At 72.1% G+C, this 22,928-nt stretch carries 26 protein-coding genes; 15 read left to right on the top strand and 11 right to left on the bottom strand.

Annotated features, from left to right (window positions below; translation table 11 throughout):
- Positions 1-8: 8 nt before the first annotated feature.
- The 4 genes from P8A20_RS03960 to P8A20_RS03945 form a co-directional block, all read right to left on the bottom strand.
- Positions 9-1,313 (bottom strand): phytase, encoded by a 1,305-nt coding sequence (locus P8A20_RS03960; RefSeq protein WP_306105108.1) that lies wholly within the window; start codon positions 1,311-1,313, stop codon positions 9-11.
- 178 nt (positions 1,314-1,491) lie between these two features.
- A complete protein-coding gene (locus tag P8A20_RS03955; RefSeq protein ID WP_371934431.1) occupies positions 1,492-2,091 on the bottom strand; it encodes a DUF305 domain-containing protein in 600 nt (199 codons plus the stop codon).
- 44 nt (positions 2,092-2,135) lie between these two features.
- Complete coding sequence (locus tag P8A20_RS03950) at positions 2,136-2,786, bottom strand: thioredoxin-like domain-containing protein (protein WP_147961080.1); 651 nt, start codon at positions 2,784-2,786, stop codon at positions 2,136-2,138.
- 115 nt (positions 2,787-2,901) lie between these two features.
- Complete coding sequence (locus P8A20_RS03945) at positions 2,902-3,333, bottom strand: hypothetical protein (protein WP_306102857.1); 432 nt, start codon at positions 3,331-3,333, stop codon at positions 2,902-2,904.
- A 62-nt stretch (positions 3,334-3,395) separates the two neighbouring features.
- On the opposite strand from P8A20_RS03945, the gene P8A20_RS03940 reads away from it, so the two are divergent.
- A complete protein-coding gene (locus tag P8A20_RS03940) occupies positions 3,396-4,256 on the top strand; it encodes an LURP-one-related family protein (RefSeq protein ID WP_306102856.1) in 861 nt (286 codons plus the stop codon).
- A gap of 122 nt (positions 4,257-4,378) precedes the next feature.
- Here the strand turns inward: P8A20_RS03940 and pcaDC are convergent, their stop codons facing one another.
- Genes pcaDC through pcaH form a run of 4 tightly spaced genes read right to left on the bottom strand, consistent with a single transcriptional unit; the run spans position 4,379 to position 8,212 of the window.
- Positions 4,379-5,530 carry a bifunctional 3-oxoadipate enol-lactonase/4-carboxymuconolactone decarboxylase PcaDC gene (gene pcaDC, locus P8A20_RS03935; protein WP_147961083.1) on the bottom strand — a complete coding sequence of 384 codons (1,152 nt, stop codon included), beginning with the start codon at positions 5,528-5,530 and terminating at the stop codon, positions 4,379-4,381.
- Positions 5,527-6,855, bottom strand: coding sequence for a 3-carboxy-cis,cis-muconate cycloisomerase (pcaB, locus tag P8A20_RS03930; RefSeq protein WP_147961084.1), 1,329 nt, complete (start codon positions 6,853-6,855; stop codon positions 5,527-5,529). The genes pcaDC and pcaB overlap by 4 nt, the downstream gene beginning before the upstream one ends.
- Entirely contained in the window at positions 6,855-7,427 is a 573-nt protein-coding gene (pcaG, locus tag P8A20_RS03925) for a protocatechuate 3,4-dioxygenase subunit alpha (protein ID WP_147961085.1), read from the bottom strand. Before pcaG ends, pcaB begins: the two co-directional genes overlap by 1 nt.
- Complete coding sequence (gene pcaH / locus P8A20_RS03920; RefSeq protein ID WP_147961086.1) at positions 7,427-8,212, bottom strand: protocatechuate 3,4-dioxygenase subunit beta; 786 nt, start codon at positions 8,210-8,212, stop codon at positions 7,427-7,429. The genes pcaG and pcaH overlap by 1 nt, the downstream gene beginning before the upstream one ends.
- 167 nt (positions 8,213-8,379) lie before the next feature.
- Between pcaH and P8A20_RS03915 the strand changes: the two genes are divergently transcribed.
- Positions 8,380-8,847, top strand: coding sequence for a MarR family winged helix-turn-helix transcriptional regulator (locus tag P8A20_RS03915; RefSeq protein WP_147961087.1), 468 nt, complete (start codon positions 8,380-8,382; stop codon positions 8,845-8,847).
- A gap of 109 nt (positions 8,848-8,956) precedes the next feature.
- Here P8A20_RS03915 and P8A20_RS03910 read toward each other — a convergent pair whose 3' ends face one another.
- Positions 8,957-9,709, bottom strand: coding sequence for a VOC family protein (locus P8A20_RS03910; protein WP_147961088.1), 753 nt, complete (start codon positions 9,707-9,709; stop codon positions 8,957-8,959).
- Positions 9,710-9,850: 141 nt separating this feature from the next.
- Between P8A20_RS03910 and P8A20_RS03905 the strand changes: the two genes are divergently transcribed.
- The 8 genes from P8A20_RS03905 to P8A20_RS03870 all read left to right on the top strand — a co-directional run bounded on the left by P8A20_RS03905 (position 9,851) and on the right by P8A20_RS03870 (position 18,683).
- Positions 9,851-11,554 (top strand): FUSC family protein, encoded by a 1,704-nt coding sequence (locus P8A20_RS03905; RefSeq protein WP_306102855.1) that lies wholly within the window; start codon positions 9,851-9,853, stop codon positions 11,552-11,554.
- Positions 11,551-12,054 (top strand): MarR family winged helix-turn-helix transcriptional regulator, encoded by a 504-nt coding sequence (locus P8A20_RS03900; RefSeq protein WP_306102854.1) that lies wholly within the window; start codon positions 11,551-11,553, stop codon positions 12,052-12,054. Before P8A20_RS03905 ends, P8A20_RS03900 begins: the two co-directional genes overlap by 4 nt.
- 611 nt (positions 12,055-12,665) lie before the next feature.
- Positions 12,666-14,297 carry a sensor histidine kinase gene (locus P8A20_RS03895; RefSeq protein ID WP_306102853.1) on the top strand — a complete coding sequence of 544 codons (1,632 nt, stop codon included), beginning with the start codon at positions 12,666-12,668 and terminating at the stop codon, positions 14,295-14,297.
- Positions 14,294-14,701 carry a roadblock/LC7 domain-containing protein gene (locus tag P8A20_RS03890; RefSeq protein WP_014152870.1) on the top strand — a complete coding sequence of 136 codons (408 nt, stop codon included), beginning with the start codon at positions 14,294-14,296 and terminating at the stop codon, positions 14,699-14,701. Before P8A20_RS03895 ends, P8A20_RS03890 begins: the two co-directional genes overlap by 4 nt.
- The gene (locus P8A20_RS03885) at positions 14,698-15,066 is read left to right on the top strand and encodes a DUF742 domain-containing protein (RefSeq protein ID WP_014152869.1); all 369 of its coding nucleotides are present in this window, start codon (positions 14,698-14,700) and stop codon (positions 15,064-15,066) included. The genes P8A20_RS03890 and P8A20_RS03885 overlap by 4 nt, the downstream gene beginning before the upstream one ends.
- On the top strand, positions 15,047-15,661 hold the full coding sequence (locus tag P8A20_RS03880; protein ID WP_147961090.1) for a GTP-binding protein: 615 nt from the start codon (positions 15,047-15,049) through the stop codon (positions 15,659-15,661). Before P8A20_RS03885 ends, P8A20_RS03880 begins: the two co-directional genes overlap by 20 nt.
- Before the next feature lie 79 nt (positions 15,662-15,740).
- Positions 15,741-17,255 carry a cytochrome P450 gene (locus P8A20_RS03875; RefSeq protein ID WP_306102852.1) on the top strand — a complete coding sequence of 505 codons (1,515 nt, stop codon included), beginning with the start codon at positions 15,741-15,743 and terminating at the stop codon, positions 17,253-17,255.
- Positions 17,256-17,336: 81 nt separating this feature from the next.
- Positions 17,337-18,683: a 6-phospho-beta-glucosidase gene (locus P8A20_RS03870; RefSeq protein WP_147961092.1), complete on the top strand. Its 1,347-nt coding sequence runs from the start codon at positions 17,337-17,339 to the stop codon at positions 18,681-18,683.
- A gap of 18 nt (positions 18,684-18,701) precedes the next feature.
- Here the strand turns inward: P8A20_RS03870 and P8A20_RS03865 are convergent, their stop codons facing one another.
- Together P8A20_RS03865 and P8A20_RS03860 are read right to left on the bottom strand one after the other, a co-directional pair.
- Positions 18,702-19,145 carry a hypothetical protein gene (locus P8A20_RS03865; protein ID WP_147961093.1) on the bottom strand — a complete coding sequence of 148 codons (444 nt, stop codon included), beginning with the start codon at positions 19,143-19,145 and terminating at the stop codon, positions 18,702-18,704.
- Positions 19,139-19,597, bottom strand: coding sequence for an ATP-binding protein (locus P8A20_RS03860; protein ID WP_147961094.1), 459 nt, complete (start codon positions 19,595-19,597; stop codon positions 19,139-19,141). The genes P8A20_RS03865 and P8A20_RS03860 overlap by 7 nt, the downstream gene beginning before the upstream one ends.
- Positions 19,598-19,803: 206 nt before the next feature.
- On the opposite strand from P8A20_RS03860, the gene P8A20_RS03855 reads away from it, so the two are divergent.
- From P8A20_RS03855 to P8A20_RS03835, 5 genes are all read left to right on the top strand, one after another.
- Positions 19,804-20,664 carry a Sco1979 family transcriptional regulator gene (locus P8A20_RS03855; protein WP_147961095.1) on the top strand — a complete coding sequence of 287 codons (861 nt, stop codon included), beginning with the start codon at positions 19,804-19,806 and terminating at the stop codon, positions 20,662-20,664.
- Complete coding sequence (locus P8A20_RS03850; protein ID WP_014152862.1) at positions 20,664-20,900, top strand: DUF397 domain-containing protein; 237 nt, start codon at positions 20,664-20,666, stop codon at positions 20,898-20,900. Before P8A20_RS03855 ends, P8A20_RS03850 begins: the two co-directional genes overlap by 1 nt.
- A 64-nt stretch (positions 20,901-20,964) precedes the next feature.
- Positions 20,965-21,774, top strand: a complete 810-nt coding sequence (locus tag P8A20_RS03845) for an SAM-dependent methyltransferase (protein WP_147961096.1) — start codon at positions 20,965-20,967, stop codon at positions 21,772-21,774.
- A gap of 55 nt (positions 21,775-21,829) precedes the next feature.
- Complete coding sequence (locus P8A20_RS03840; protein ID WP_306102851.1) at positions 21,830-22,294, top strand: YchJ family protein; 465 nt, start codon at positions 21,830-21,832, stop codon at positions 22,292-22,294.
- Between the two features lie 43 nt (positions 22,295-22,337).
- Positions 22,338-22,925, top strand: a complete 588-nt coding sequence (locus tag P8A20_RS03835; protein WP_147961098.1) for a GNAT family N-acetyltransferase — start codon at positions 22,338-22,340, stop codon at positions 22,923-22,925.
- The last annotated feature ends 3 nt before the right edge of the window (positions 22,926-22,928 follow it).

Here is a 22,928-nt window from a genome sequence, read left to right as displayed (position 1 = left end):
GGGCCGCGCTACAGGTCCGCCGCGTCCTTCACCGCGCGCAGGTCGACGAACTTGAAGCCCGTCGCCTCCCGGCCCTCCTCGGAGCCCGACGCGGAGGTCTCGTGCCCGTCCTGGACCACGAGCAGGCCGTGCGGGTAGCGGGCACCCAGGGGCTCGTCGAGCGCGGCGGCACCGTCGCACTCCTCGCTGCCGTCGAGATCGGCCGAGACGGCGCCCACACGGAAGCCGCCCTCGTACTCGTTGTCCTCGGAGACCTCGCGGTCGTACAGCGCGAAGGAGTTGTCACCCTGGCCCGACGCCATCAGGTAGCCGTCGCCGCCGGACTCACGGACGAGGGTCAGGCCCTCCACGTCGGCCGCGAGCCGCTTGCCGCCGAAGCCCGGATCGGCGCCCGGAGCGCACTCCTCTGTCTCCGGGTCGTACGTCCCGGGGACGCCGTACTCCCGCACCTTGTCCACCAGGACCGGGCGACCTCGCAGCCCGGCCGGCAGGCGCCAGATGCCGACGTCCTCCTGGCCGGCGTAGAGCATGCCGTTCGCCGGGTCGACGACCATGCCCTCGACCTGGGGCAGCTCACCCGGCTCGCCGCACGGCGTCCACGAGGTGCCGTCCGGGAGGCGGAAGGAGGAGGGGAGGGACAGGGTCCGCACCAGACGGTAGCCCACCGTGCCCGCCGCCGTCGGCCGCAGCTCCAGCAGTGCGAGGTCCGTGGTGTTGCGCCGGCTGACGAGCGCGTACGCCCGCCCGGTGGAACGGTCCTGCCAGGTGGCGAGGCCGTACGCGGTCCGCTGCTCGTTGATCTCTGCCTGGTCCGACGAGAACACCGGGGCGGCGGCGGGGTCCGTGACGTCCTTCAGCGGGCCACCGGGCTGCGAGGGGTCGACACGGTACACACGGAGGCGGTCGTTGCCCCGGTCGCTCACCACGGCGAAGTCGGCGCGGCCGGCCGGGGTGCGGAGCCCGGACACGAGGTCGACGTTGTTGAACCTGCCCGGCGCGTCGTCCTCCGTCGCGGGCGCCGGTGCCGGGACCGTCTGCACGAGGGAGGCGTCCAGCCCGTACACCCGGAGCCCGCCCTCCTTGGCGGTGGCGACGACCAGGCTGCGTCCGGGGTCCGCGTCGTTGCGCCAGATCGCGGGGTCGTCGGCGTTCGCGTTGCCGCCCGCCTCGTCGTCGTACAGCGCGGCCGTCTCCGCCGTCGCGCCCACGGAAGGCAGCGACCTCGCCTGGGCGGGGGAGAGCGGGACGAGAGCGATGAGCGCCGTGCCGAGGGCGGCGGTCGCCGCCAGTCGGGAGGAGCGGTGCATGCGCACGGATGCTTCCTGTCGTGAGAGGGACATGTCCATGACTCGTCAGGAAGTGTCGGGCGGCGGAGCGCTGCCCCGGTGTCGCGTTCATGAGGCGTACATGGGCACCAGGTGAATTCGCGGTGCCGCGGGGACGGGCGGGCCCGGCGGCAGACGCCGCGGGGCCCGCCCTCCCACCGGTGCCTCAGGGCTGTGCTCCCCGGGCCTCGAGCATGTCCGCCATGAGCGAGGTCTCCGACTCCTGGGCCCTGGCCATCCCCGCCGCCAGACCCCTGATCCCGTCCGTGCCCGCCGCGCCGGCCGCCGCCTGCGCCATGTCGGCCCCGGCGCGGTGGTGGACGGTCATCAGCCGGAGGAACAGCACCTCGGCGTCCTTTCCGTCCGCCGCGCGCAACCGGTCCAGCTGGGTGTCCGTCGCCATGCCCGGCATGAGCGAGCCGTCGGACGGGGTGACCGGATGCCCCATCCACTCCATCGGAGGCCGCTCCGAAGTCTTGGGCCGGTCCCAGGACTCCAGCCATCCCAGCATCATGCCGCGCTGGTTGGCCTGGGTGTTGATGATGTCGTACGCGAGCCTGCGCACGTCCTCGTCGTCGGTGCGGTCCCGGACGATGAACGCCATCTCCACCGCCTGCTGATGGTGGACCGACATGTCCCGGGCGAAGCCCACGTCGGCCGAGCCCTCCGCGGGGACGGCACCGGGTGCGCCGGAGCCGGAAGGGGAAGCCGCCGAGGGGCGTACGACCATCAGCAGCACCAGCCCCACGGCCACGACGAACACCATGGCCCCCGCCCACACCAGCGAACGGGAGGTACGCCCGGCCGAACTCACTTGGCGACCCCGCCGGAGCAGGCGGCGCCCGGCTCCGGGGTCTGCGCGCCCTGGACGTACTTGGTGAAGAACTGCGCGACACGGGCGTCGGTGGCACTCTTCACCGTGAGCTGCTTCCCCCAGGCGCTGAGCATCAGCGGGTCCTTCTGGTCGGCCACCGGGCTCATCAGGGAGTAGGGCGTCTTCTCGACGCGCCCGGAGAGCGCCTTGATGTCGGCTGCCGCCGCCTTGTCGTTGTACGTGACCCAGACGGCGCCGTGCTCCAGGGAGTGGACGGCGTTCTCGTTCGGTATCGCCTCGGTGTAGACGTCCGCGTCGCAGTTCATCCAGACCGGATTGTGGTTGCCGCCCACCGGCGGGTTCATCGGGTAGTCGACGGGCGTCTCGACGTGGTCCTGGGCCAGGTCGTCCCAGGACTTCTCCCCGGTGACGGGTGAGGTCCTGGCCTGGTCCTCGGCCTTGTCCTTCTCGTCGGCGGCCGACATCAGGTAGCCGCCCCCGGCGACGAGGCCGGCGACCACGACCACGGCCGCGGTGATGGTGATGATGCGGCTGCGCCGCTCGCGGGCCCGCTCCTTGCGGCGGGCCTCCTCGAGCTTGGCACGGCGCGCGGCGGCAGGGCTGTTCTGGTTCTTGGCGGATGCCATGTCAGATCCTCGGGTTCGGCGGACCGCGTGCGCGGATGACGCGCCACGCGGGGGGAAGGGCATACGGAGACCCGCCTCCGGCGCTTCGACGGCGCGGAGGGCGGATCCGGGATGCCTATGTCCGCCGGATCTGGAGACGCAGCTGGTCGACGGAGCCGACGCTGTCGTTCGACGGGCCCCGGATGGTGGCGGCTCCGCCGAGCGGAGCCGTCCGGGGGGATGCCGAGTGGCAGGGCTGGGCGAGAGGAGCGGGATGGCCCGGCAGCACGACGGCCGTCGAGTGGTCAACCGGTCCGTGGCAGGAGCTTCCGATGCCGCGTTCGTCCGGCGCGTCGGCCACCACGACGGACACGGCAGCCGTGTGTACCGGGGTGAAGGCCCTGAGGGTGACGGCCGAGGGGGCCTCCGCGCCGGGTGCGGCCGTCGCGGCGGGGGAGCAGCAGAGGTAGACCGCCAGGAGCATGAGAGCCCAGACCGGCGCGGTGAGCAGGCCGTTGCCGCTCCGTCGCCGGTCCGTCCGTGCACTCGCTCTGGTCATCGCCGCCATCGTAGATGGTGTGTGAATGTTCAAAGAGTCCGGCCCGCAGTTCGGCAGGATAGTGTGCCCCGGTGACGACGCAATCGAACATACCTGCGGGCTGGCATCCGGATCCCCACGGAGCGCCGCAGCTGCTGCGCTACTGGGACGGCTCCCGGTGGACGGAACACACGCACCCGGCCCAGGGGCAGGCACCGGCCCAGGCCCAGCCGCAGGCGGGCGGGCCGTACGCCGGACAGGCACAGCCGCAGGCCGTGATGCCGCAGCAGCAGTACGCCCCGCAGCAGGCCGCCCCCGCACAGGCTGTCCCCCAGCAGGGAGCGCCCGGCGCCGGCACGCTGTTCGACCAGCAGGTGCTGGTGGTGAACCAGAAAGCCAAGCTGATCGAGCTCACGAACGAGTACAGCGTCTTCGACCAGCAGGGCAACACCGTCGGGTCGGTCGTCCAGGTCGGCCAGAGTGCCCTGCGGAAGGTCCTCAGGTTCATCTCCAGCATCGACCAGTACCTCACGCACCGGCTGGAGATCCGCGACGCCTACGGGCAGCCGCAACTGCTCCTGACCCGCCCGGCGAAGTTCATCAAGTCCCGGGTCGTGGTGCAGCGTCCCGACGGGCGGCCCGTCGGGGAGATCGTCCAGCAGAACGCCATCGGCAAGATCAACTTCGCCATGACGGTCGACGGACAGCAGGTCGGAGCGATCAGGGCCGAGAACTGGCGCGCGTGGAACTTCGCCATCGTCGACCACAACGGCGCCGAGATCGCCAGGATCACCAAGACCTGGGAGGGCCTGGCGAAGACCATGTTCACCACGGCGGACAACTACGTGCTCCAGATCCACCACCGGCTCCCCGAACCGCTGCTGAGCCTCGTGGTGGCGACGGCGCTGACCGTGGACACCGCGCTCAAGCAGGACGCCCGCGGCCTCGGCTGATCCTCCGGGCCCCCACCGGGTACGGGGCCAAGCCGCTCCGGCCTTCCAGCGCCCCGTACCACCTGGCCCTCCGATGCCCCCTCCCCGACCGGCCGCTGCTGAGGTCCCTCCTTGCCAGGCCGCTACCGAGGCCCGTCCCGCTCCGTCCGTGCCATCTCCGCGAGCACCCGGTCGGCCACCGCGAACGCCGAGTTCGCCGCCGGGACGCCGCAGTAGACCCCCGTCTGCAGGAGGGCCGCCCCGATCTCGCGCGGGCTGAGGCCGTTGCGTACCGCCGCGCGGACGTGCATGGCCAGTTCATCGTGATGACCGTGCGCGACCAGGGCGGTCAGCGTGATGAGGCTGCGTTCCCGGCGGGACAGAGTGGGGTCGGTCCAGATCTCGCCCCAGGCGTAGCGCGAGATGAAGTCCTGGAAGGGCGCGGTGAATTCCGAGGTCGCCGCCTGCGCCCGGTCCACGTGCGCATCACCGAGGACCTCGCGGCGCACCGCCGTCCCGCTGCCGCGTTCTCCCGGAGCGAAGTGGGCGCGCAGCGCCTCCCTCACGGCCTCGGGGCGTTCGGCGGGCGCCAGGTGGGAGGCGTGCGGCAGTTCGGTCAGTGCGGCGCCCGGGATCCCGTCGGCGATCTCCCGGGCGTGCGCGGGCGGGGTCGCGGGGTCGTCGCGTCCGGCGACGACCAGCGTCGGTGCCTGGATCCCGGGCAGGCCGGGCCGCAGGTCGCACTCGGCGAGCGCGTCGCAGCACGCGGCGTAGGCCGCGGGGTCCGTGCCCAGCAGATCGTCGAGCAGTCGTGGCTCGGTGAATCCGGGTGTGAACCAGCGGCCCGCCGCGCTCTCCGCGACCTTGCCCAGTCCCTCGGCCCGTACCAGGGCGGCCCGTTCCCGCCACGGCCCCGGGTCGCCGAAGTGGGCGGACGAACACACCACGGCCAGGCGGTCGACGCGCTCCGGGTGGTGGACGGCGAGCCAGAGGCCCACGGCGCCGCCCAGCGACACTCCGGCGTACGAGAACCGGTCCAGGGACAGCGAGTCGGCGAGTGTCAGCACCAGTGCGCCCAGATCGGCGACGTCCGCCCCCGGTCCGATCAGTCCGGCGGGCGAGCCACCGTGCCCCGGAAGGTCCCACCGCACCACCCGGTGGGCGGCGGAGAGCTCGGGCGCGACCCCGTCCCAGAGCGCGGTGGAGGTGCCGAGCGAGGGGCCGAGCAGCAGCGGGGGAGCACTTGCCGGCCCCTCGGCGTGATGGTGGAGGAGGCGGGCGGGTGTCGTGGTCATCGGCGCTCCAGGGCGCGGTCGGTGAGGGTCCCGGCACAGCCTGTGTACCGGGCGGGGTCGGTCAGTTCCACGAGGTCCAGGCCCTCGAAGGCGGGTTCTCCCGCAAGGATCTCCGCCAGAGGTCTCCCCTCGTCGCGGGCCAGGCCGGCGGCCTCCGTCAGGATCTCCTTCGCGCGGGCGCGGCCCACCCGCCCGGCGGCGACCGCGGCCAGCCGCTCGGAGACGATCAGCCCGCCGGTCAGCCCCAGGTTGCTCCGCATGGCGGCGGGGAACACCCGGAGCCCCCCGGCGAGTTCCGCCGCGTCCCGGGCCGCCCCGCCGGCCAGGCGCAGCAGGTCACGCAACGGCTCCCACTCGGCGTGCCAGGCCCCGGCGGGCCTCTCGTCCCCGGCGGCGAGCGAGCCGAACAGCGTGGCCGCCGCGCCGGGCGCACGGCGTGCCGCGGCGGCGATCAGGGTGGCGCGGACCGGATTGGCCTTGTGCGGCATCGCCGAGGAACCACCGCCGGATCCCTCCGAGAGCTCGGCGATCTCCGTACGGGACAGGGTGAGCACATCGACCGCCGTCCTGCCCAGCGCGCCCGCGGTGAAAGCGAGCGCGCCGGCCAGATCGGCGACCGGGGTGCGCAGGGCGTGCCAGGGCAGCAGCGGTTCGGCCAGACCGGTCTCCCGTGCGAAGGCGGCCACGAGCCCGGGCCCCGCCGGAGTCCCGTCCGGGGCGGGGAAGGCGGCCAGCGTGCCCGCGGCGCCGCCGAGCTGGACGGGGAGCGCGCCCCGCACCGTCCGCAGGCGGTCCCGCGCGTCGAGCACCAGCGACCGCCAGCCCGCCGCCTTGAGACCGAACGTCGTGGGCACCGCGTGCTGCGTCAGGGTGCGGCCGGGCATCGGCGTGTCGCGGTGCTCCGCGGCGAGCCGCTCCAGCGTGTCGGCGGTACGTCCCAGGTCGTCGAGGACCGGTGCGATGGTCCGTGACGCGACGAGCATCGCCGCGGTGTCGAGGATGTCCTGGCTGGTCGCACCCCGGTGGACGAAGGGCCGTACCTCCTCGTCGACCGCCGCCGACAGGGCGGCGACCAGCGGAATCACGGGGTTGCCGCCCGCCCGTGCCCGCAGAGCCAGCTCGCGTACGTCGAATCGGCCGGCGTCCGCGGCCGCGGTGACCGCCCGCCCCGCCTCGGCCGGCGCCGTCCCGGAGGCGGCCTGGGCCCGGGTGAGCGCCGCTTCGGCGTCCAGGAGGGCCTGCAGGAAGGCGTGGTCACCGGTGGCGGCCTCGGCGGCGGAGCCGGCGCGCCCAGGGGCGAGGAGGCCGGCATCGCTCTCGTGCATCAGCTGAACTCCAGGAAGACCGTCTCGCCGTCGCCCTGGAGGCGGATGTCGAAACGGTAGGTACGGGGGTCCGTGCGTGTCGCGATCAGTGTCGCGCGCCGTCCCGCGTCCAGCGACTCCAGCAGCGGATCGCCCGCGTCCGTCCCCGCGTCGAGCAGATCGGGGAGATACACGCGGGTGTAGAGGTGCTGGACCAGGCCGCGGGCGAACACCGCCGCACAGATGTAGGGGACCCCGCCGGGCGGGAGCGTACGCACGGCCCATCGCCCGTCCGCGTCCGTCGGCGCACGGCCGAAGCCGGTGAAGTCGACCCCGTTGCGTCCGATCACCCTCCCCGTCGCGGGGTCGTGGCGCATCGATCCCGGGAGGCCCGTCCGCGATCCGTCGGGTGCGGGCTGCCAGGTCTCGACGATCGCGTCGGGCACGGGCTCGCCCCGGCCGTCGAGCACGTGGCCGTGCACGGTGACCGTGCCGGGATGTCCGGCCGGGGCGACCTCGGCGCCCCCGGGGAAGGGCAGGGCGTAGCCGTAGAAGGGGCCCACGGTCTGGGAGGGAGTCGGGGCGTGGGACATCAGTGGTCGCCCTCTTCCTCGGTCCAGGTGGCGCAGGGCCCGTCCAGGATGATGTCCCAGCGGTAGCCGAGGGACCACTCGGGGACGGACAGTTCGTGGTCGTAGGCCGAGACCAGCCGCTCGCGCGCGGCCCGGTCGGTGACGGAGCGGATCACCGGGTCGTAGGGGAGGAGCGGGTCGCCGGGAAAGTACATCTGGGTGACGAGCCGCTGGCTGAAGGACGTCCCGAACAGGGAGAAGTGGATGTGCGCGGGGCGCCAGGCGTTGGTGTGGTTGCGCCACGGATACGCGCCCGGTCTGACGGTCGTGAACGCGTAGCCGCCGTGCTCGTCCGTCAGGCACCGCCCGAAACCGGTGAAGTTCGGGTCGAGCGGGGCCGGGTGCTGGTCCAGCTGGTGGGCGTACCGCCCGGAGGCGTTGGCCTGCCACACCTCGACGAGCTGGCCCCGCACCGGCCGTCCGGCCCGGTCCAGTACCCGTCCGGTCACGGTGATCCGCTCGCCGAGCGGCTCGCCGGCGTGCTGCGCGGTGAGGTCGCGGTCCAGCGCGGTGACGTCCGTGACGCCGAAGGCCGGCCCGGACAGTTCGACCGCCTCCGGGTCGCGCACGGGGATCGGCGAGAGGTGCGGGTGGCGGAAGTGGCTGCTGCGGTACGGCGGGTAGTCGCGCGGCGGATGGTGGGCACCCGGTTCGGCCGACGCCTGGGCCCTGGCCACCTCGGAGTCGATCTCCTGCTGGCTCAGCCCGTCGGGCAGGGGAGGTGCGGGAAGGTCACGTGCGGTCATGTCACGGCTCCGTGAATCGCGATAATGCTCAGTGCACTGACTAAATCGGGGTGGCCATGAAGCTACCCAGGGCGCGTCGTTGGGGTCAAGACCCTCAGTACACTGTGTATCTTCGGCATCCGGGCCGACGGAGACGGCGGCCGACGGCCGACAGAGAGGGCGGTGCCGTGCAGGCGGTCGACCTGAGTACCCACCCCGGGCACCTGGCCCGGCGCCTTCAGCAGGCGCACCACCTGCTGTGGAACACGATGGTCTCCGAGGAGATCACCTCCCCCCAGTTCGCCGTCCTGAACGCCCTGACCGCCGAACCCGGCCTCGATCAGCGGACGGTGGGGGAGCGGGTCGGGCTCGACCGGTCCACCGTCGCCGAGGTGGTCACCCGGCTGCTGCGCCGGGAGCTGCTCGGCAAGGTGCGCGACCCGCAGGACGGCCGCCGCTGGCTGCTCCGCCTCACGGACGAGGGCGTCCGCACCCACGGCCGGCTCGCCCGCCGCACGGCCGGGATGAACCAGGTCTTCCTCGGCCCGCTCTCCACGGACGAGCAGTCGGCCCTCTTCGGTCTGATGCGCAGGGTCGCGGACGCCGCCGAAGGCATCCGGGTGCCCGAGGGGGCAGGGCCGCCCGCGAGACGCTGAGGATCCGTCCCCGACGCGTGCACGGGAGCCGCAGAGGGGCGGTCCTCGACGCGTGCGCGGGGGCCGGAGCGTCCGCGTGGGGCCTGGGTCAGGGCGCGTGGGGCCTGGATCAGGGCGTGTGGATGCCGAACCTCGCCCCCTGGGGGTCGCGGAGCGTCGCGACCCAGGGTCCGCCGGGGATGTGTACCGGGTGTGCCAGCGGCTCGCCTCCCGCGGTCAGGGCCCCGGCCGCGGTCCTCTCGGTGTCGGAGACCATGAAGTAGGGCAGCCAGTGCGGAGGGGTCTCCGCCCGTTCGTCCTCGCCCTGTTCCTTCAGCCCGCCGAAGTCGGCTCCGTCCACACCCCAGTGGGTGAAGTGCGCCGAGTCGCTGACGGTCCAGCCGAACACCGCCGGATAGAAGGCGAGAGCGCCCTGCGGGTCGGAGGTGCGGAGCTCGGTCCAGCCCAGGGTCCCCGGATCGTTGAAGCGGCCCGCGCCCGGAAAGGCGCGCGCCTGCCACAGGGAGAACACCGCGCCCGCCGGGTCGGCCACCACCGCGAACCTGCCCTGGTCGAAGACGTCCAGCGGGCCCATGAGTACCGTGCCGCCCGCCGACCGCACGGCATCGGCGGACGCGTCCGCGTCCTCGGTGGCGAAGGAGACGGTCCAGGCCGGCAGCTGCTCCGGGCGGTAGAGGGGGCTGAGGGCCGCGACGGCGTCCTCGCCGAGGCGTGCCGTGGTGTAGCCGCCCGCCTCGGGCCGTGGGTCGGTCTCGGACCGCCATCCGAAGAGTCCGGCGTAGAACGCCTGGGCCGCCCCCACGTCCGAGGTGCTCAGTTCGACCCAGCAAGGGCCACCTGGTACCGGCTCCGTGAGCTTCATGCGGTTTCCTCCCGAGGCGAGCGACCCGTCACTTTCCTACGCTGTTGTGCAGCACGCTAGGTCCGCCGAGGGGCGGCTGCTACCCGAGCCGGAGCCCCGCCGAAAATGTTTTACGGGTGTAACACCTGTTAAGGTGAATGAGTGAGTGATACAGCTGTGCGATCCCGGAAGCCATCCGTCCACAAACTGCCGGTCATCGGGGTCCTGCGGCTCAACAGCCCCGCGGAGATCTGGTACAAGCCCGCGCTGAGTGTGGTCGTGGCGTCGGCCGTCCCGAATCTGCTGCTGTACTCCCTCGGCCGGCTCGACCTGGTCATGTACACCATGGCGGGCTCGTTGTGCGCGCTCTACGGCCACAACCTGCCGTACGCCCGCAGGGCCCACACCGTCCTCCGAGTGATCCTGGGGATGTCCGCCGGGCTCGCGGCCGCCCTGGTCACCGCCTCGCTCACCGACTCCACCGCCGTACTGATCGCCGTCGGCGCGCTGCTCGCCGCCGTGCAGAAGACCTTCTGCGACGCGACCCGCATCGGGCCGCCCGGCAACGTGATCTTCGCCTTCGTCACCTCGGCCGCGCTCTTCGTGCCGCAGGAGCTCGGGCAGGTCCCGGGACACATGGCGCTGATGCTGGCCGCGGGCGCCTTCTCCTGGCTGGTCACCGCGGGCCCCGCCCTGTGGCACAAGGAAGGTCCCGAGCGTCTCGCGACCGCCCGCGCGCTCGACGCCGCCGCGGCGTACGCGGCTGAGCCCGACGCCCGGAGCCGGCACGCAGCCGCGGCGGCGGTGCAGGGCGCGTGGCAGTCACTGCTCGCCTCGGGCCGGCCCACCCCCGTGCGCCAGGAACTGGAACGTCTCGTCGTCCACGCCGAGCGTGCCCTCGCCACTCCTGCTGCCGACGGCCACGTCCCGGGAACCGACCCCGACGAGCTGCGCCGGTGGGCGGCGGGGACCCGGGCCCGGGGGCCCGTCCCCAGCCCCCCGCCCGCGCCGGGCACCATCGAGCAGCTCTTCGGGATCGACGCCGAACGGTCCGGTGAACGGATGCGGCGTGGGCGGCGCGAGGGCAGGCGCCGGCTACTGCGCGCGCTCGGCCCCGGCTCACCGGTGCTGCCGGTCGCAGCCCGCACGCTCGTCGGCTGTGCCCTGGCCGGTTACGTGTCCTCGGCGCTCGGCGTCGGCCACCCGTACTGGGCGATCGTCACCGCGGCCTCCGTCTACCAGCCCAACCTCGCCCTCTCCTGGAGCCGGGGCCTGCAGCGGACCGTCGGCAACCTCCTCGGCGTGCTGGTCTTCGCCGCCGTCATCCCCCTCGCACGGACCGGACCGCTCACCCTCGTCCTGTGCGTCCTCCTCTTCAACTTCGCCGCCGAGGCGCTGATCACCCGCAACTACTGGCTCGGTTCCGTCGCCGTGACCCCGATGGCCCTGCTGATCCTGGAGTTCGGCGGGTTCCAGCCGGCGGGCCTGCTGATCAGGGACCGGGCCCTGGACACGCTCGTGGGCGTCGCGGTCGGCTTCCTCGTCGCGGTCGCCGTCACCAACCGCAGGGCCTCCGGCCGCGTGGAGCGGGCTCTCGCCGCGGCAGGGGACGCCAGGGACCGCGCCGAACGCGCGGTCGCCGACCCGGCGGCCGACCCTCCGACGCTGGAGACGGCCCGCAGGAGGCTGACCGCCGCCCTCGTCGAACTGCGCGACGCCGGCGACGTCGCCTCGGGCGAATGGTGGCAGCGCGCACTTCCCGAGGAGGAGTTGCTCGCCGCTGAGCAGGCAGGACACCGTACGCTCGCGGCGACAGCACAACGGCAGGGACTGATCTCCCTGCCCCCGGCGAACGGAGCGGTGTGACCGACGACATCGTGGCCTCGGTGGTACGGCAGTGGCAGGCCGTCAGCCCGGGGCTGGACACGGGGCCGATGGAACTCATCGGCCGCATCAACCGCTGTGCGGCCCTCCTCCAGCAGGCCGAGGACGCGCCACTGAGGTCCGCCGGACTGAACCGTGCCGAATTCGACCTGCTCGGAGCGATGCGGCGCACCGACCGTGAACTCACCCCCGGCGAACTGGCCCGTGAGACCTTCTCGTCGGGGGCAGCCGTCACGAAGCGACTGCGCGCCCTGCAGGAGTCCGGTCTGATCGACCGCCGCAGCGACGTCAGGGACCGCAGGGTCGTCCACGTCGGGCTCACGGGGGCGGGGCGCGACCTGGTCGACCGTCTGCTGCCCGAACAGCTCGCCTACGAGCGTGCGGTGCTCTCGGGGCTCGACGAGGAGACGCGCAGCGGTCTGAGCGGACAGCTCGGTGAGCTGCTGGTGCAACTGGAGGGCCGGCTCGGCGGCCGTCGCTGACATCCGGGAGGCACGGACAGGATTGCAGCGATCCCCCGGACGACGGGATGAACCTCACGGAGGGTGAGGGTGGTGGGAGCCGGATTCGCGGCCCCGTCCGCACGTCGTCGACCGCCGATCCGGCGCCCCGGCCCCCGCACTTCCTTCGAGCTACGGTTCGTTCATTCGTTCGTCGATCAGGGATCTGCTCCTTTCGATCCGATTCGATCGCATGTGCGCTTGTCCCGCTCTGCGGTTTCTGGGTATTCATACGTTCCCGTGCTGATCGCTCGTCTGTGCCCAGATTTTCGCGTTGCTGCTGGTAATTGATCCCTCAGCGCCACCGACCCACGAGCCCTCCTGTCCCGCAGAGTCGGACATGAGGGTCCGCTTTCTCCCGATTCCCGATGCAGGTCACTCCCTGCGCACGGTTGACACCGGTGAGTGCAAAACTGGCGAGTGTATTACCGCGGGCGTGCTCGCGCAGGGGGTTGGGCGAATATGCCGAGGCGCTGTTCTGATCTGGCTAGGCTCACGCGCAGTGAAGTCGAGTTGATATGAATTCGAGCGCTTGTGCACAACTATCCGTGCACATGCGTATACCTCCCGAAATCAACCGCCAGAGGGTTTAGATGGTCCGTGTTGAATCACCGCCGACCAAAAGAGACATCCCCGTAGTCCGTGCCGCGCTCCTGCCCGTGGTGCTGATGGCAGGCGCCACCGCTGCCGGCGCGGTGCCGGTCACCGGAGCCACACGGGCGGCAGTCGTCTGGTGCGGTGCGGTCGCCACAGTCGTGGTCGCCACGCTCGCCGTCGTACTGAACCGCCGACGCCGGGCGACGCGCGTCCAGCGGGCCGAGTACGAACGGCGCATCGCGGCCCTGGAACACAGGATCGCCACCTACGACCAGGAGACCGAACGGCTCAGCAAGGAACTCCTGCCCGCGGCCATCCGCCGGCTGCGCGCCAGCAACTCCCCGCAGGAGGTGATGCGCGACATCGTCGACGCCGACGCGTCCTACCGCAACCTCCCCAAGGCGCAGCGTGCCCTGGTCCTCCAGGTCCTCGACATCATCGACAACGAAGAGGCGATGCGTGACTCCGCGCAGCGCGCCTTCGTCAGTGTCGCCCGCCGGGTCCAGGCCATCGTCCACCGGCAGGCCAGTGAACTCCGGGAGATGGAGGACCACCACGGGCGCAACCCCGACGTCTTCGACGACCTCCTGCGCATCGACCACGGCACCGCGCTGATCGGCCGCCTCGCCGACTCCATCGCCGTACTCGGCGGCGCACGCCCCAGCCGCCAGTGGCCCAAGGCCGTGCCGCTGTTCAGCGTGCTGCGTGGCGCCATGTCCCGGATCCTGGAGTACCAGCGCGTCGACCTGCACTCGATCGCCAAGGTCGCCATCGTCGGCACCGCGGTCGAGCCGCTCATCCACGCCTGCGCCGAGCTCCTCGACAACGCGACGCGCTACTCGCCGCCGCAGACCCGGGTGCACGTCACCGCGGTCGAGGTGCAGACGGGCATCGCCATCGAGATCGAGGACGGCGGCGTCAGCCTCAGCGAGGAAGCCCGTGTGCGGGCCGAGAACATGCTCGCCCAGGCACAGGCCGGCATCAACATGAACGACCTGGGGGAGTCCCCGCGCCTCGGCATGGCCGTGGTCGGCCGGCTCGCCCGCATGTACCAACTCCAGGTCTCCCTGCGGCAGTCCGCGTACGGCGGGGTCCGCGCCGTCCTCATCGTGCCGCGCGACATGATCACCACCGGCCCCGCTCCAGGCATCGCGCACGGCATCGGCGCCACCTCGCGGCCCCAGAGCTCGCTCGACATGTCGCAGATGCAGCACGTCGTCCCCCCGCGGGGCAAGCACAAGGCGCGCCCCGCCGCGACCGGCCCCGTCCCGTCGCTCGCGACCCCCGTCCCCCAACCGGCCCCGGCGGCCTCGGCCGCACGGCCCGGGCCCGCCGCCTCGGCGGCCATGGGCGACGACGAGATCGTCGTGACCGAGTGGACCGAGGGCGGGCTCCCGCAGCGCCGCAGCCGAGGGCGCGCACCCCTCGGATCGCACAACCTCCCGCAACAGTCCGCGCCGGCCGCCGAACCGGCCGCGCGCAACGGGCACAACGGACACGGTGGCGGCGGGACGGCACCGCCCGGCCTCTGGCTGGAGGCCTTCACCCAGGCCGTCAACGGTGTGCCCAGGGACCCCGGGAACGACACAGACTCTGATGACGCGTGGGACAAGGGAGACGAGAAGTGATCCAGCAACGGGGAAACATGGACTGGATGCTCAAGGAACTGGCCGACGACGTACCGAGCATCCACCAGATCGTGGTGCTCTCCGCGGACGGCCTGCGCATCGCCCGGCACGGCGGGGACCCCGACGTCGCCGACCGTCTCGCCGCCGCCTGCGCCGGACTGCAGAGCCTGGCCGCCGCGGTCGCCACCGAGATCCCCTACAGCGACGGGCTGATGAAGCTCGTCGTCATCGAGGTCACCGGAGGGTTCTTCTACCTGATGGCCGCGGGTGCCGGCGCCTACCTCGCAGTCCTGGCCGGCGAGACGGTCGACGCCGGACTGGTGGGCGCCCGCATGCGCGACATGGTCGTCCGTATCGGCGCGCACCTGACCAGTCCCCCGCGCCACGACGGGCAGGCCGGATGAGTCCTCCCCGACGAGAACGCCGGAAGGCCGACCCGGCGGTGAGCGACCCGGAACGGCTGTACGTGATCACCGGTGCCCCCGACGGCGAGAGAGCGGCGCTCGACCTCGTCACGATGGTGGTGGCGCAGGCCGAGCCGTCGCCGACGGTCCAGCCCGAACAGGCCGCGATCCTGCGGCTCTGCAAGGCGCCGCTGTCCGTCGCCGAGATCTCGGCCTACCTGAGTCTCCCCTTCAGCGTGGTCACTTCGCTCCTGACAGAACTCCTGGCGACCGAACTGATCGAGTCGCGCGCGCCCATCGTCCGCGCCGCGCTCCCGGACCGGTCCCTCCTCGAAGCGGTGATGCATGGACTTCAGAAGCTCTGACACGGTCACGGGCCCCCGCAGCGAGGACGTCCTCCCCGACACGGCCACGGCCGCGGTGAAGGTCGTCGTCGTCGGCGGGTTCGGGGTCGGCAAGACGACCATGGTCGGATCGGTCAGCGAGATCCGGCCCCTGACGACCGAAGAGACCATGACCCAGGCCGGTGTCGGCGTGGACGACAACGTGGGGGTGGAGACCAAGACGGCCACCACCGTCGCGATGGACTTCGGCCGGATCAGTCTCAGCGACGAACTGATCCTCTATCTGTTCGGCACCCCCGGCCAGGAACGTTTCTGGTTCCTCTGGAACGGGCTCTTCGAAGGGGCACTCGGAGCCGTCGTCCTCATCGACACCCGGCGGCTCCAGGTCAGCTTCGACGTCATCGGCAGGCTGGAGGAGCGCGGCGTGCCGTTCGTCGTGGCCGTCAACACCTTCCCCGGCGCCCCGAAACACCCCGTCGAGGCCCTGCGCAGCGCGCTGGACCTGCCGGACGAGGTTCCGATGATCGACTGCGACGCGCGGCTGCGAGCCTCCAGCCGCGACGTGCTGATGACCCTGATGCGCTACCTGCACAGCCTCGCCGTGCCGCTCACCTGACGACGGCACCCAACTCTGCATTCGAACGGGCCCTGTCCCCAACAGCCCTGTTCCGGAACGTCCTATTCCTGGAGCCACCGTGACAACCCCCTTCCAGTACGAACCCGGATCGTCCGCAGGCCCGGTTCCGCCCCCGCAATGCCCCGCGCACTCCATGGGAATCGGGCCCGGCGGGCTGCGCCGGCTCTACGGACCCGAGGCCGAGACCGACCCCGCCGGTCTGTACGAGAAGCTGCGCGCCGAACACGGCACGGTCGCGCCCGTCCTGCTGCACGAGGACGTCCCCGCCTGGCTGGTCCTCGGACACAGCGAGAACCTCCACATGACCCGCACCCCCTCGCAGTTCTCCCGCGACTCGCGGCGCTGGCGTGGCCTGCAGGACGGCAGCGTGGCCCCCGACCACCCGCTCGCCCCGCTCTTCACCTGGCAGCCCGTCTGCTCCTTCGCCGAGGGCGCCGAACACGAACGGCTGCGCGGCGCGGTCACCGACAGCATGGCGCGCATCGACACCCGCGGCGTGCGCCGCCACATCAACCGGTACTCCAACCGGCTCGTCAACGACTTCTGCGCCGAGGGCAGGGCCGAGCTGGTCAACCAGTTCGCCGAGCGGCTCCCGATGATGGTGATGTGCGCGATCATCGGCATGCCGGAGGAGTACGACGACCGTCTGGTCCAGGCCGCCCGTGACATGACGCGTGGCTCGGAGACCGCCGTCGCCAGCAACGCCTATGTCATCGGCGCCCTGGACCGGCTGGTCCAGCGCCGAAGGGCCGCACCGGCGGAGGACTTCGCCACCTGGCTGGTCGAACACCCCGCGGGCCTCACCGACAAGGAGGTCAGCGAGCACCTGAGGGTGGTCCTGATCGTCGCCTACGAGACGACCACCAATCTGATCGCCAACGTCCTGCGCATGGTGCTCACCGACCCCAGGTTCCGGGCCAGGCTCAGCGGGGGGCACATGACCGTGCCCGAGGCGGTCGAGCAGACCCTCTGGGACGAGCCGCCCTTCACCGCGGTCCTCGGCCGCTGGGCGGTGGGCGACACCGAGCTCGGCGGGCAGCAGATCAAGGCCGGTGACGCCCTGATCGTCGGCATCGCGCCGGCCAACACGGATCCCGCCGTACGGCCCGACCTGACCCTCAGCATGGAGGGCAACCGCGCCCACATGGCGTTCAGCAGCGGCCCCCACGAGTGCCCGGGCCAGGACATCGGACGCGCCATCGCCGACGTCGGCGTCGACGCCCTCCTGATGCGCCTGCCCGACCTGGAGCTCGCGGTCGACGAGGACAAGCTGAGCCGGGCCGGGAACTTCATGTCACGGCATCTCGTGGACCTGCCGGCGACGTTCGCCCCGGCGCCGCAGCAGGAGATCGACGAGGAACCACTGCCCGCCGTGGCCCGGCCCCGGACACACGGCGACTGGGTGGTCGCCTCACCCGCCGTCCGCGGGGCGGCGCCCGTCGGCCGCGTTTCCCCCGGGGCGCCCGCCGCCCCCGCGGACACCGCGTCCGCGGAGGGCGCCGTCATCCCGGCGCAGCGGAGCGGGCCGGCGAAGGTCTGGCGTGCCGTCGTGCGGTGGTGGAACGGCCACTGACGGCACGGCGGTCCGCAGTGCAGGGTGCTCCGGGCCCGATGTCCGGGGCACCCGGCCTCCCGCCCCGTACCATCGAGCAGCGTGAAGCTGACAATTCTTGGTGGCGGCGGATTCCGGGTCCCCCTGGTGTACAGGGCACTCCTCGATGATCACGCCGAAGGCCGCGTCTCGCGGGTGACCCTGTACGACACGGACGGCGACCGGCTCACCGCAGTCGCACGGGTCCTGGCCGAACAGGCCGCCGGCATCGACGACGCGCCCCCGGTCCTCGCCACCGGTGATCTCGACGAGGCCCTGCGGGGTGCTGACTTCGTCTTCTCCGCGATCAGGGTGGGCGGTCTCGAAGGGCGGGCGGCCGACGAGCGTGTCGCCCTCGACGAGGGGGTGCTGGGACAGGAGACGGTCGGGGCGGGCGGTATCGCCTACGGACTGCGCACCGTCCCCGTCGCGACCGACCTCGCACGGCGCATCGCCCGGCTCGCACCCGACGCGTGGGTCATCAACTTCACCAACCCGGCCGGCCTGGTCACCGAGGCGATGGCCCGGCACCTCGGCGACCGGGTCATCGGCATCTGCGACTCACCGGTGGGACTCGGCCGGCGTATCGCCCGCGTCCTGGACGTGGACCCCGACCGGGCGTGGATCGACTACGTCGGGCTCAACCACCTGGGCTGGGTCCGCGGGCTCCATGTCGACGGGCGTGACCAACTCCCGCGCCTGCTCGCCGATCCCGCCCTGCTCGGCTCCTTCGAGGAGGGCCGGCTGTTCGGCGCGGACTGGCTGCGCTCACTGGGCGCCGTCCCCAACGAATACCTGCACTACTACTACTTCAACCGGGAAGCGGTCCGTGCCTACCAGGACGCCGAACAGACCCGAGGCGCCTTCCTGCGCGACCAGCAGGAGGGCTTCTACGCCCGGATGAAGGACCCGGCCGCCCCGCCGCTGGCCACCTGGGACCGTACGCGTGCCGAACGTGAGGCCACGTACATGTCGGAGAACCGGGACGTGGCGGGGGCCGGTGAGCGTGAGGAGAGCGACCTCGAGTCCGGGGGGTACGAGCAGGTCGCCCTGGCGCTGATGCGGGCCGTCGCCCGGGACGAACGCACCTCGCTGATCCTCGACGTCCGCAACCGGGGCACCCTCACGGTCCTCGACGAGGACGCCGTCATCGAGGTTCCGTGTCTCGTCGACGCCAACGGGGCGCATCCCGTCGCCGTCGACCCGCTCCCGTACCACGCGGTCGGGCTGGTCACCGCGGTCAAGGCGGTGGAGCGTGCGGTGCTCGAAGCGGCGGAGAGCGGCTCGCGGGCGGCGGCCGTACGCGCCTTCGCCCTGCACCCGCTGGTCGACTCCGTCAACGTGGCCCGCAGGCTCGTCGAGGGGTACACCGGGGCGCACCCGGGGCTCGCGTATCTCGACCGCCCCTGAACGGCAGGGGCCGGCGCCTCAGGGAGCGGGTACCGCCCTCGGCCGCCCGGAGGGGCCCCAGGACGGAGCGACGCCGGTGACCTGGCACACCATGAGGAAGAGCGGGATGGGAGGCGTGTAGGGCGTGCGGCTCTCCGGTGTGTGGATCAGCCGGGGCCGCCCGGCCGGGACGTACGCCCCGGCGGCGTACGAAGCCTGCTCCGGCCAGTCCAGGTCGAGGTCCGAACCCGCCGGGACGATCCACCACCACCGGTCCGCGTCGGCGAACACGCATCCGGCACGCGGCAGATGCGACATCAGCCGGAACCCGTACTGCGCGGGCACGCCCACCGCGTCACAGCCGAGGCTCGCCGACAGCGCGGGCGGCAGCGGAAGCCGGACCCGGTCGGGTGCGCCGCCGTCCGGCTCCTCGGGGCGTCCCCGGCGCGCCCCGAGGAGCAGGGACAGGGCGTTCCTCAGCATGACCGCTCCGGACCGTACGGCAGCTCCGCCCACACGATGCGTCCGGAGTGGTTCCCCGCGTCGTGGGACCCCCAGGCGGCGCTCATGGAGTCGACGAGCAGCAGGCCGCGCCCGTGCTCCCCGTCGGAGGTGAGGGAGAGCCGCGGGCCGCCGGGCTCGTGCCCCTGGTCCTGCACGGAGACGCGCAGACGGGCGGCGTCGCAGCGGAGCTCGCAGACGACCCGGGCGCTCGCGGTGTGCACCACCGCGTTCGTGAACAGTTCGGAGACGATCAGCACCGCCGCGTCATGGGTGTCCCCGGTCAGCCGCCAGTCCGCCAGCCGGGCCCGCGTGAGCCGCCTGGCACCGGCCACGGACTCGGGGCGCGCGGGCAGTGCGAAGCAGTAACGGAGCGCTTCCGTCCCGGGGCTGAGGTCCATGAGCCGGGGGATGAGCGCACTGCCAGGTGCCACGACCGAATCCTCACAGTGGGGGCTGCGTCACGCTTCGCGCCGCCCCGGAACGGGGCGGGAACGACCACGCGAACTTGGTTCCGTCACCAACTCTCCCCCTGACATGAACACTTGGCAAGAGGCACTCTGAAAAATTCAGAGTGGCAGTGTCCCTGGGACCGTGCGCATGGCACACTGCTGGCACACAGCGCATCGGGAGGTCTGAAGTGAGCGAACCGCGGTCCGCCCCGACCGTGGGTCAGGTCGTTCTCGGCAAGCGCCTGCAGGATCTGCGGGAGCGCGTCGGCCTGAGCCGTGACCAGGCGGCGAAGGTGCTCCGTGTCGCCCCCGGGACCATACGCAGGATGGAGACCGCCGAGGTCGGGCTGAAGATCCCGTACGTCCAACTCCTCCTCAAGGCCTACGGGATCGCCGACGAAGAGACGGACGCCTTCGTCGAACTCGCCGAAGAGGCCAACAAGCCGGGCTGGTGGCAGCGCTTCCACGACGTGCTGCCCGACTGGTTCAGCATGTACGTCAGCCTGGAAGGTGCCGCGAGCCTCCTGCGCACCTACGAACCGCACTTCGTCCCCGGTCTGCTGCAGACCGAGGACTACGCCCGCTCCGTCCTGCGTACCGGCGCCGTCGGCCAGACCAGACCCGCGGACATCGAGCGCCACGTGGCGCTGCGGATGGAGCGGCAGTCCCTGCTCACCAAGGCCGAGGCGCCGAAGCTGTGGGTGGTGATGGACGAGACCGTCCTGCGCCGTCCCGTCGGCAGCCCCGAGGCGATGCGGGCGCAGGTCGACCGCCTGCTGGAAGCGACGGACCTGCCCAACGTGACCCTCCAGATCGCGGAGTTCGCGACCGGTCACCACCCGGGCACGTACGGCCCGTTCGTCCTCTTCCGCTTCGCCGTCCCGGAACTCCCGGACATGGTCTACAGCGAGTACCTGACCGGCGCCGTCTACTTCGACGCGCGCCCGGAGGTGGCTTCCTACCTCGAGGTCATGGACCGCATGGCGGCTCAGGCCGCGACTGCACAACGCACGAAGGAAATCCTCAGGGACTTCCGCAAGGAGCTGTGATGAACCACATATACAACGGCATGCCGGCCGCCGACCTCGGCACCGAAGGCTGGTACAAGCCGTGGAGCGGTGGTAACGGCGGCAATTGCATCGAGGCCATGAAGCTGGCCGACGGCAGGGTGGCGGTCCGTCAGTCCGCGGACCCGGACGGCCCCGCGCTCATCTACTCCAACGGCGAGATCGCCGCCTTCATCCAGGGCGCCAAGTCCGGTCAGGCGGATTTCCTCCTCACCTGACACACAGTCTCCCAGGCTCGCCCCACACGCTGTTCGCCGAAGTCCCCGACCAACGGAGTGCGTCATGACCGCGCAGGAATCCCAGGCCGTCGAGATCGACACGAGCAAGCCGCATCCGGCACGGATGTACGACTGGTTCCTCGGTGGCAAGGACAACTACCCGGTCGACGAACAGATGGCCCAGCAGCTGCTCGCCCTGGACTCCCGGGGACGTGACATGGCACGGGTCAACCGCGCCTTCATGCACCGGGCGACCCGCTGGCTCGCCGAGAACGGTGTGCGCCAGTTCCTCGACATCGGATCGGGCATACCCACCGAGCCGAATCTCCACCAGATCGCCCAGCGGACCGCTCCGGACGCACGCGTCGTCTACTGCGACAACGACCCGATCGTGCTGGCGCACGCGGCGGCCCTGCTGCGCTCCACCCCCGAGGGCGCCACCGAGTACATCCAGGCCGACGCCCGCCGGCCCGAAGCGATCCTGGAGGCGGCGGGCAAGGTCCTCGACTTCGACCGTCCGATCGCGCTCTCCCTCCTCGCCCTGCTCCACTTCGTGGACGACGAGGACGGCGCCGCCGATCTCGTCGACCGGCTCGTGGAGCAGCTGCCGTCCGGCAGCTATCTGGTGCTCTCGCACACGACGGGGGACTTCGACCCCGAGGGCGCGGCCCAGGCCAGGGCCATGTACAAGGCGCGAGGAATGACCCTGCGGCCCCGCTCGCGCGCCGAGCTCACCGCCTTCTTCCACGGCCTCGCGCTCGTCGAACCGGGCGTCTCGCTCTCCGCGGAGTGGCGTCCGGAGCTCGGCGAGGTCATCGACGTCCCCGGCCACGAGCCGATCCCCGGTTACGCGGGCGTCGCCCGCAAGCGCTGACCCGGAGCGGGAACCCGGCCCACCCGCCACCGGGACGACCGGCGACAATGGGGGCATGTCACGACGCACCTCCCGCCCGACCGGATCCGGCGCCCCCTCCACCAGGACCGCCGGCGCGAACCCCGGACGGACGGCCCCGGATTCCCCCTGCCCGTGCGGCCTGCCCGCCACGTACGCCGACTGCTGCGGCAGGTACCACTCCGGGGGCGCGGCCGCACCCACCTGCGAGGCACTGATGCGCTCGCGGTACGCCGCCTTCGTGGTCCAGGACGCCGCCTACCTGCTGCGCACCTGGCACCCTGACACCCGCCCGCCGGCGGTCGACTTCGACCCGGCCATGCGCTGGACGGGCCTGGAGATCCTGGAGACGACCGACGGCAGTGCCTTCCACACCACCGGAACGGTCACCTTCCGGGCCCGCTACACCGACGGCGGACGCCCCGACGCCCTCCACGAGAAGAGCCGCTTCGTGCGCCACGAGGGCGCCTGGGTCTACGCGGCAGCGGTCTTCGTCGACTGAAATCCCGTTGCCCCGGCCGGACGCGTCTTCCTAGGATCCGCGCATGGACAGCGAGAGCGCGACGGAGCCGGACGCCGGACGGACACACTGCTGGAGCGGTCGCGGTATCGCCTTCACGCCCCTGGAGATCACGGACGCGCCGCTGGTGCACCGCTGGCGCTCCGATCCGGTGGCGGCGCACGAGACCGGCGTCTGGCCCGGCTCGCTGTACGAGCTGACCGAGCGCATCGAACGCCACCTCGACGACAGCTCCCGCGACGACTTCCTCGTCCTGCTGCCCGACGGCACACCGGCCGGCCTCATCGCCCTGCACGACCAGCAGCTGGCCGAAGGCACCGCGGAGGCCTATCTGCTCCTCGACCGGGAACACCGGGGGCGCGGCCTCGGCGTCGCCGCCCTCGACGCCCTCACCGACCTGGCCTTCGGCGAACTGCCGATGCACCGGGTCGAGGCCCTCACCCACACCGACAACGCCCCGGCCCTCTCGGTCCTCGCCGCCGCCGGTTTCGCCCCGGAGGGGGTGCGCCGCGCGTCCTGCCTCCACCGGGGCCGCCGCTACGACAACGCCGTGCTGTCCCTCCTCCGCCCGGAGTGGGAGGCCCTGGACCGCCCCCGCTCCTGGGAGCTCTGAGCG

The sequence above is a fragment of the Streptomyces sp. Alt3 genome (genome assembly GCF_030719215.1).
Classification (GTDB): domain Bacteria; phylum Actinomycetota; class Actinomycetes; order Streptomycetales; family Streptomycetaceae; genus Streptomyces; species Streptomyces glycanivorans.
This window is presented reverse-complemented; position numbering and strand designations above follow the sequence as displayed.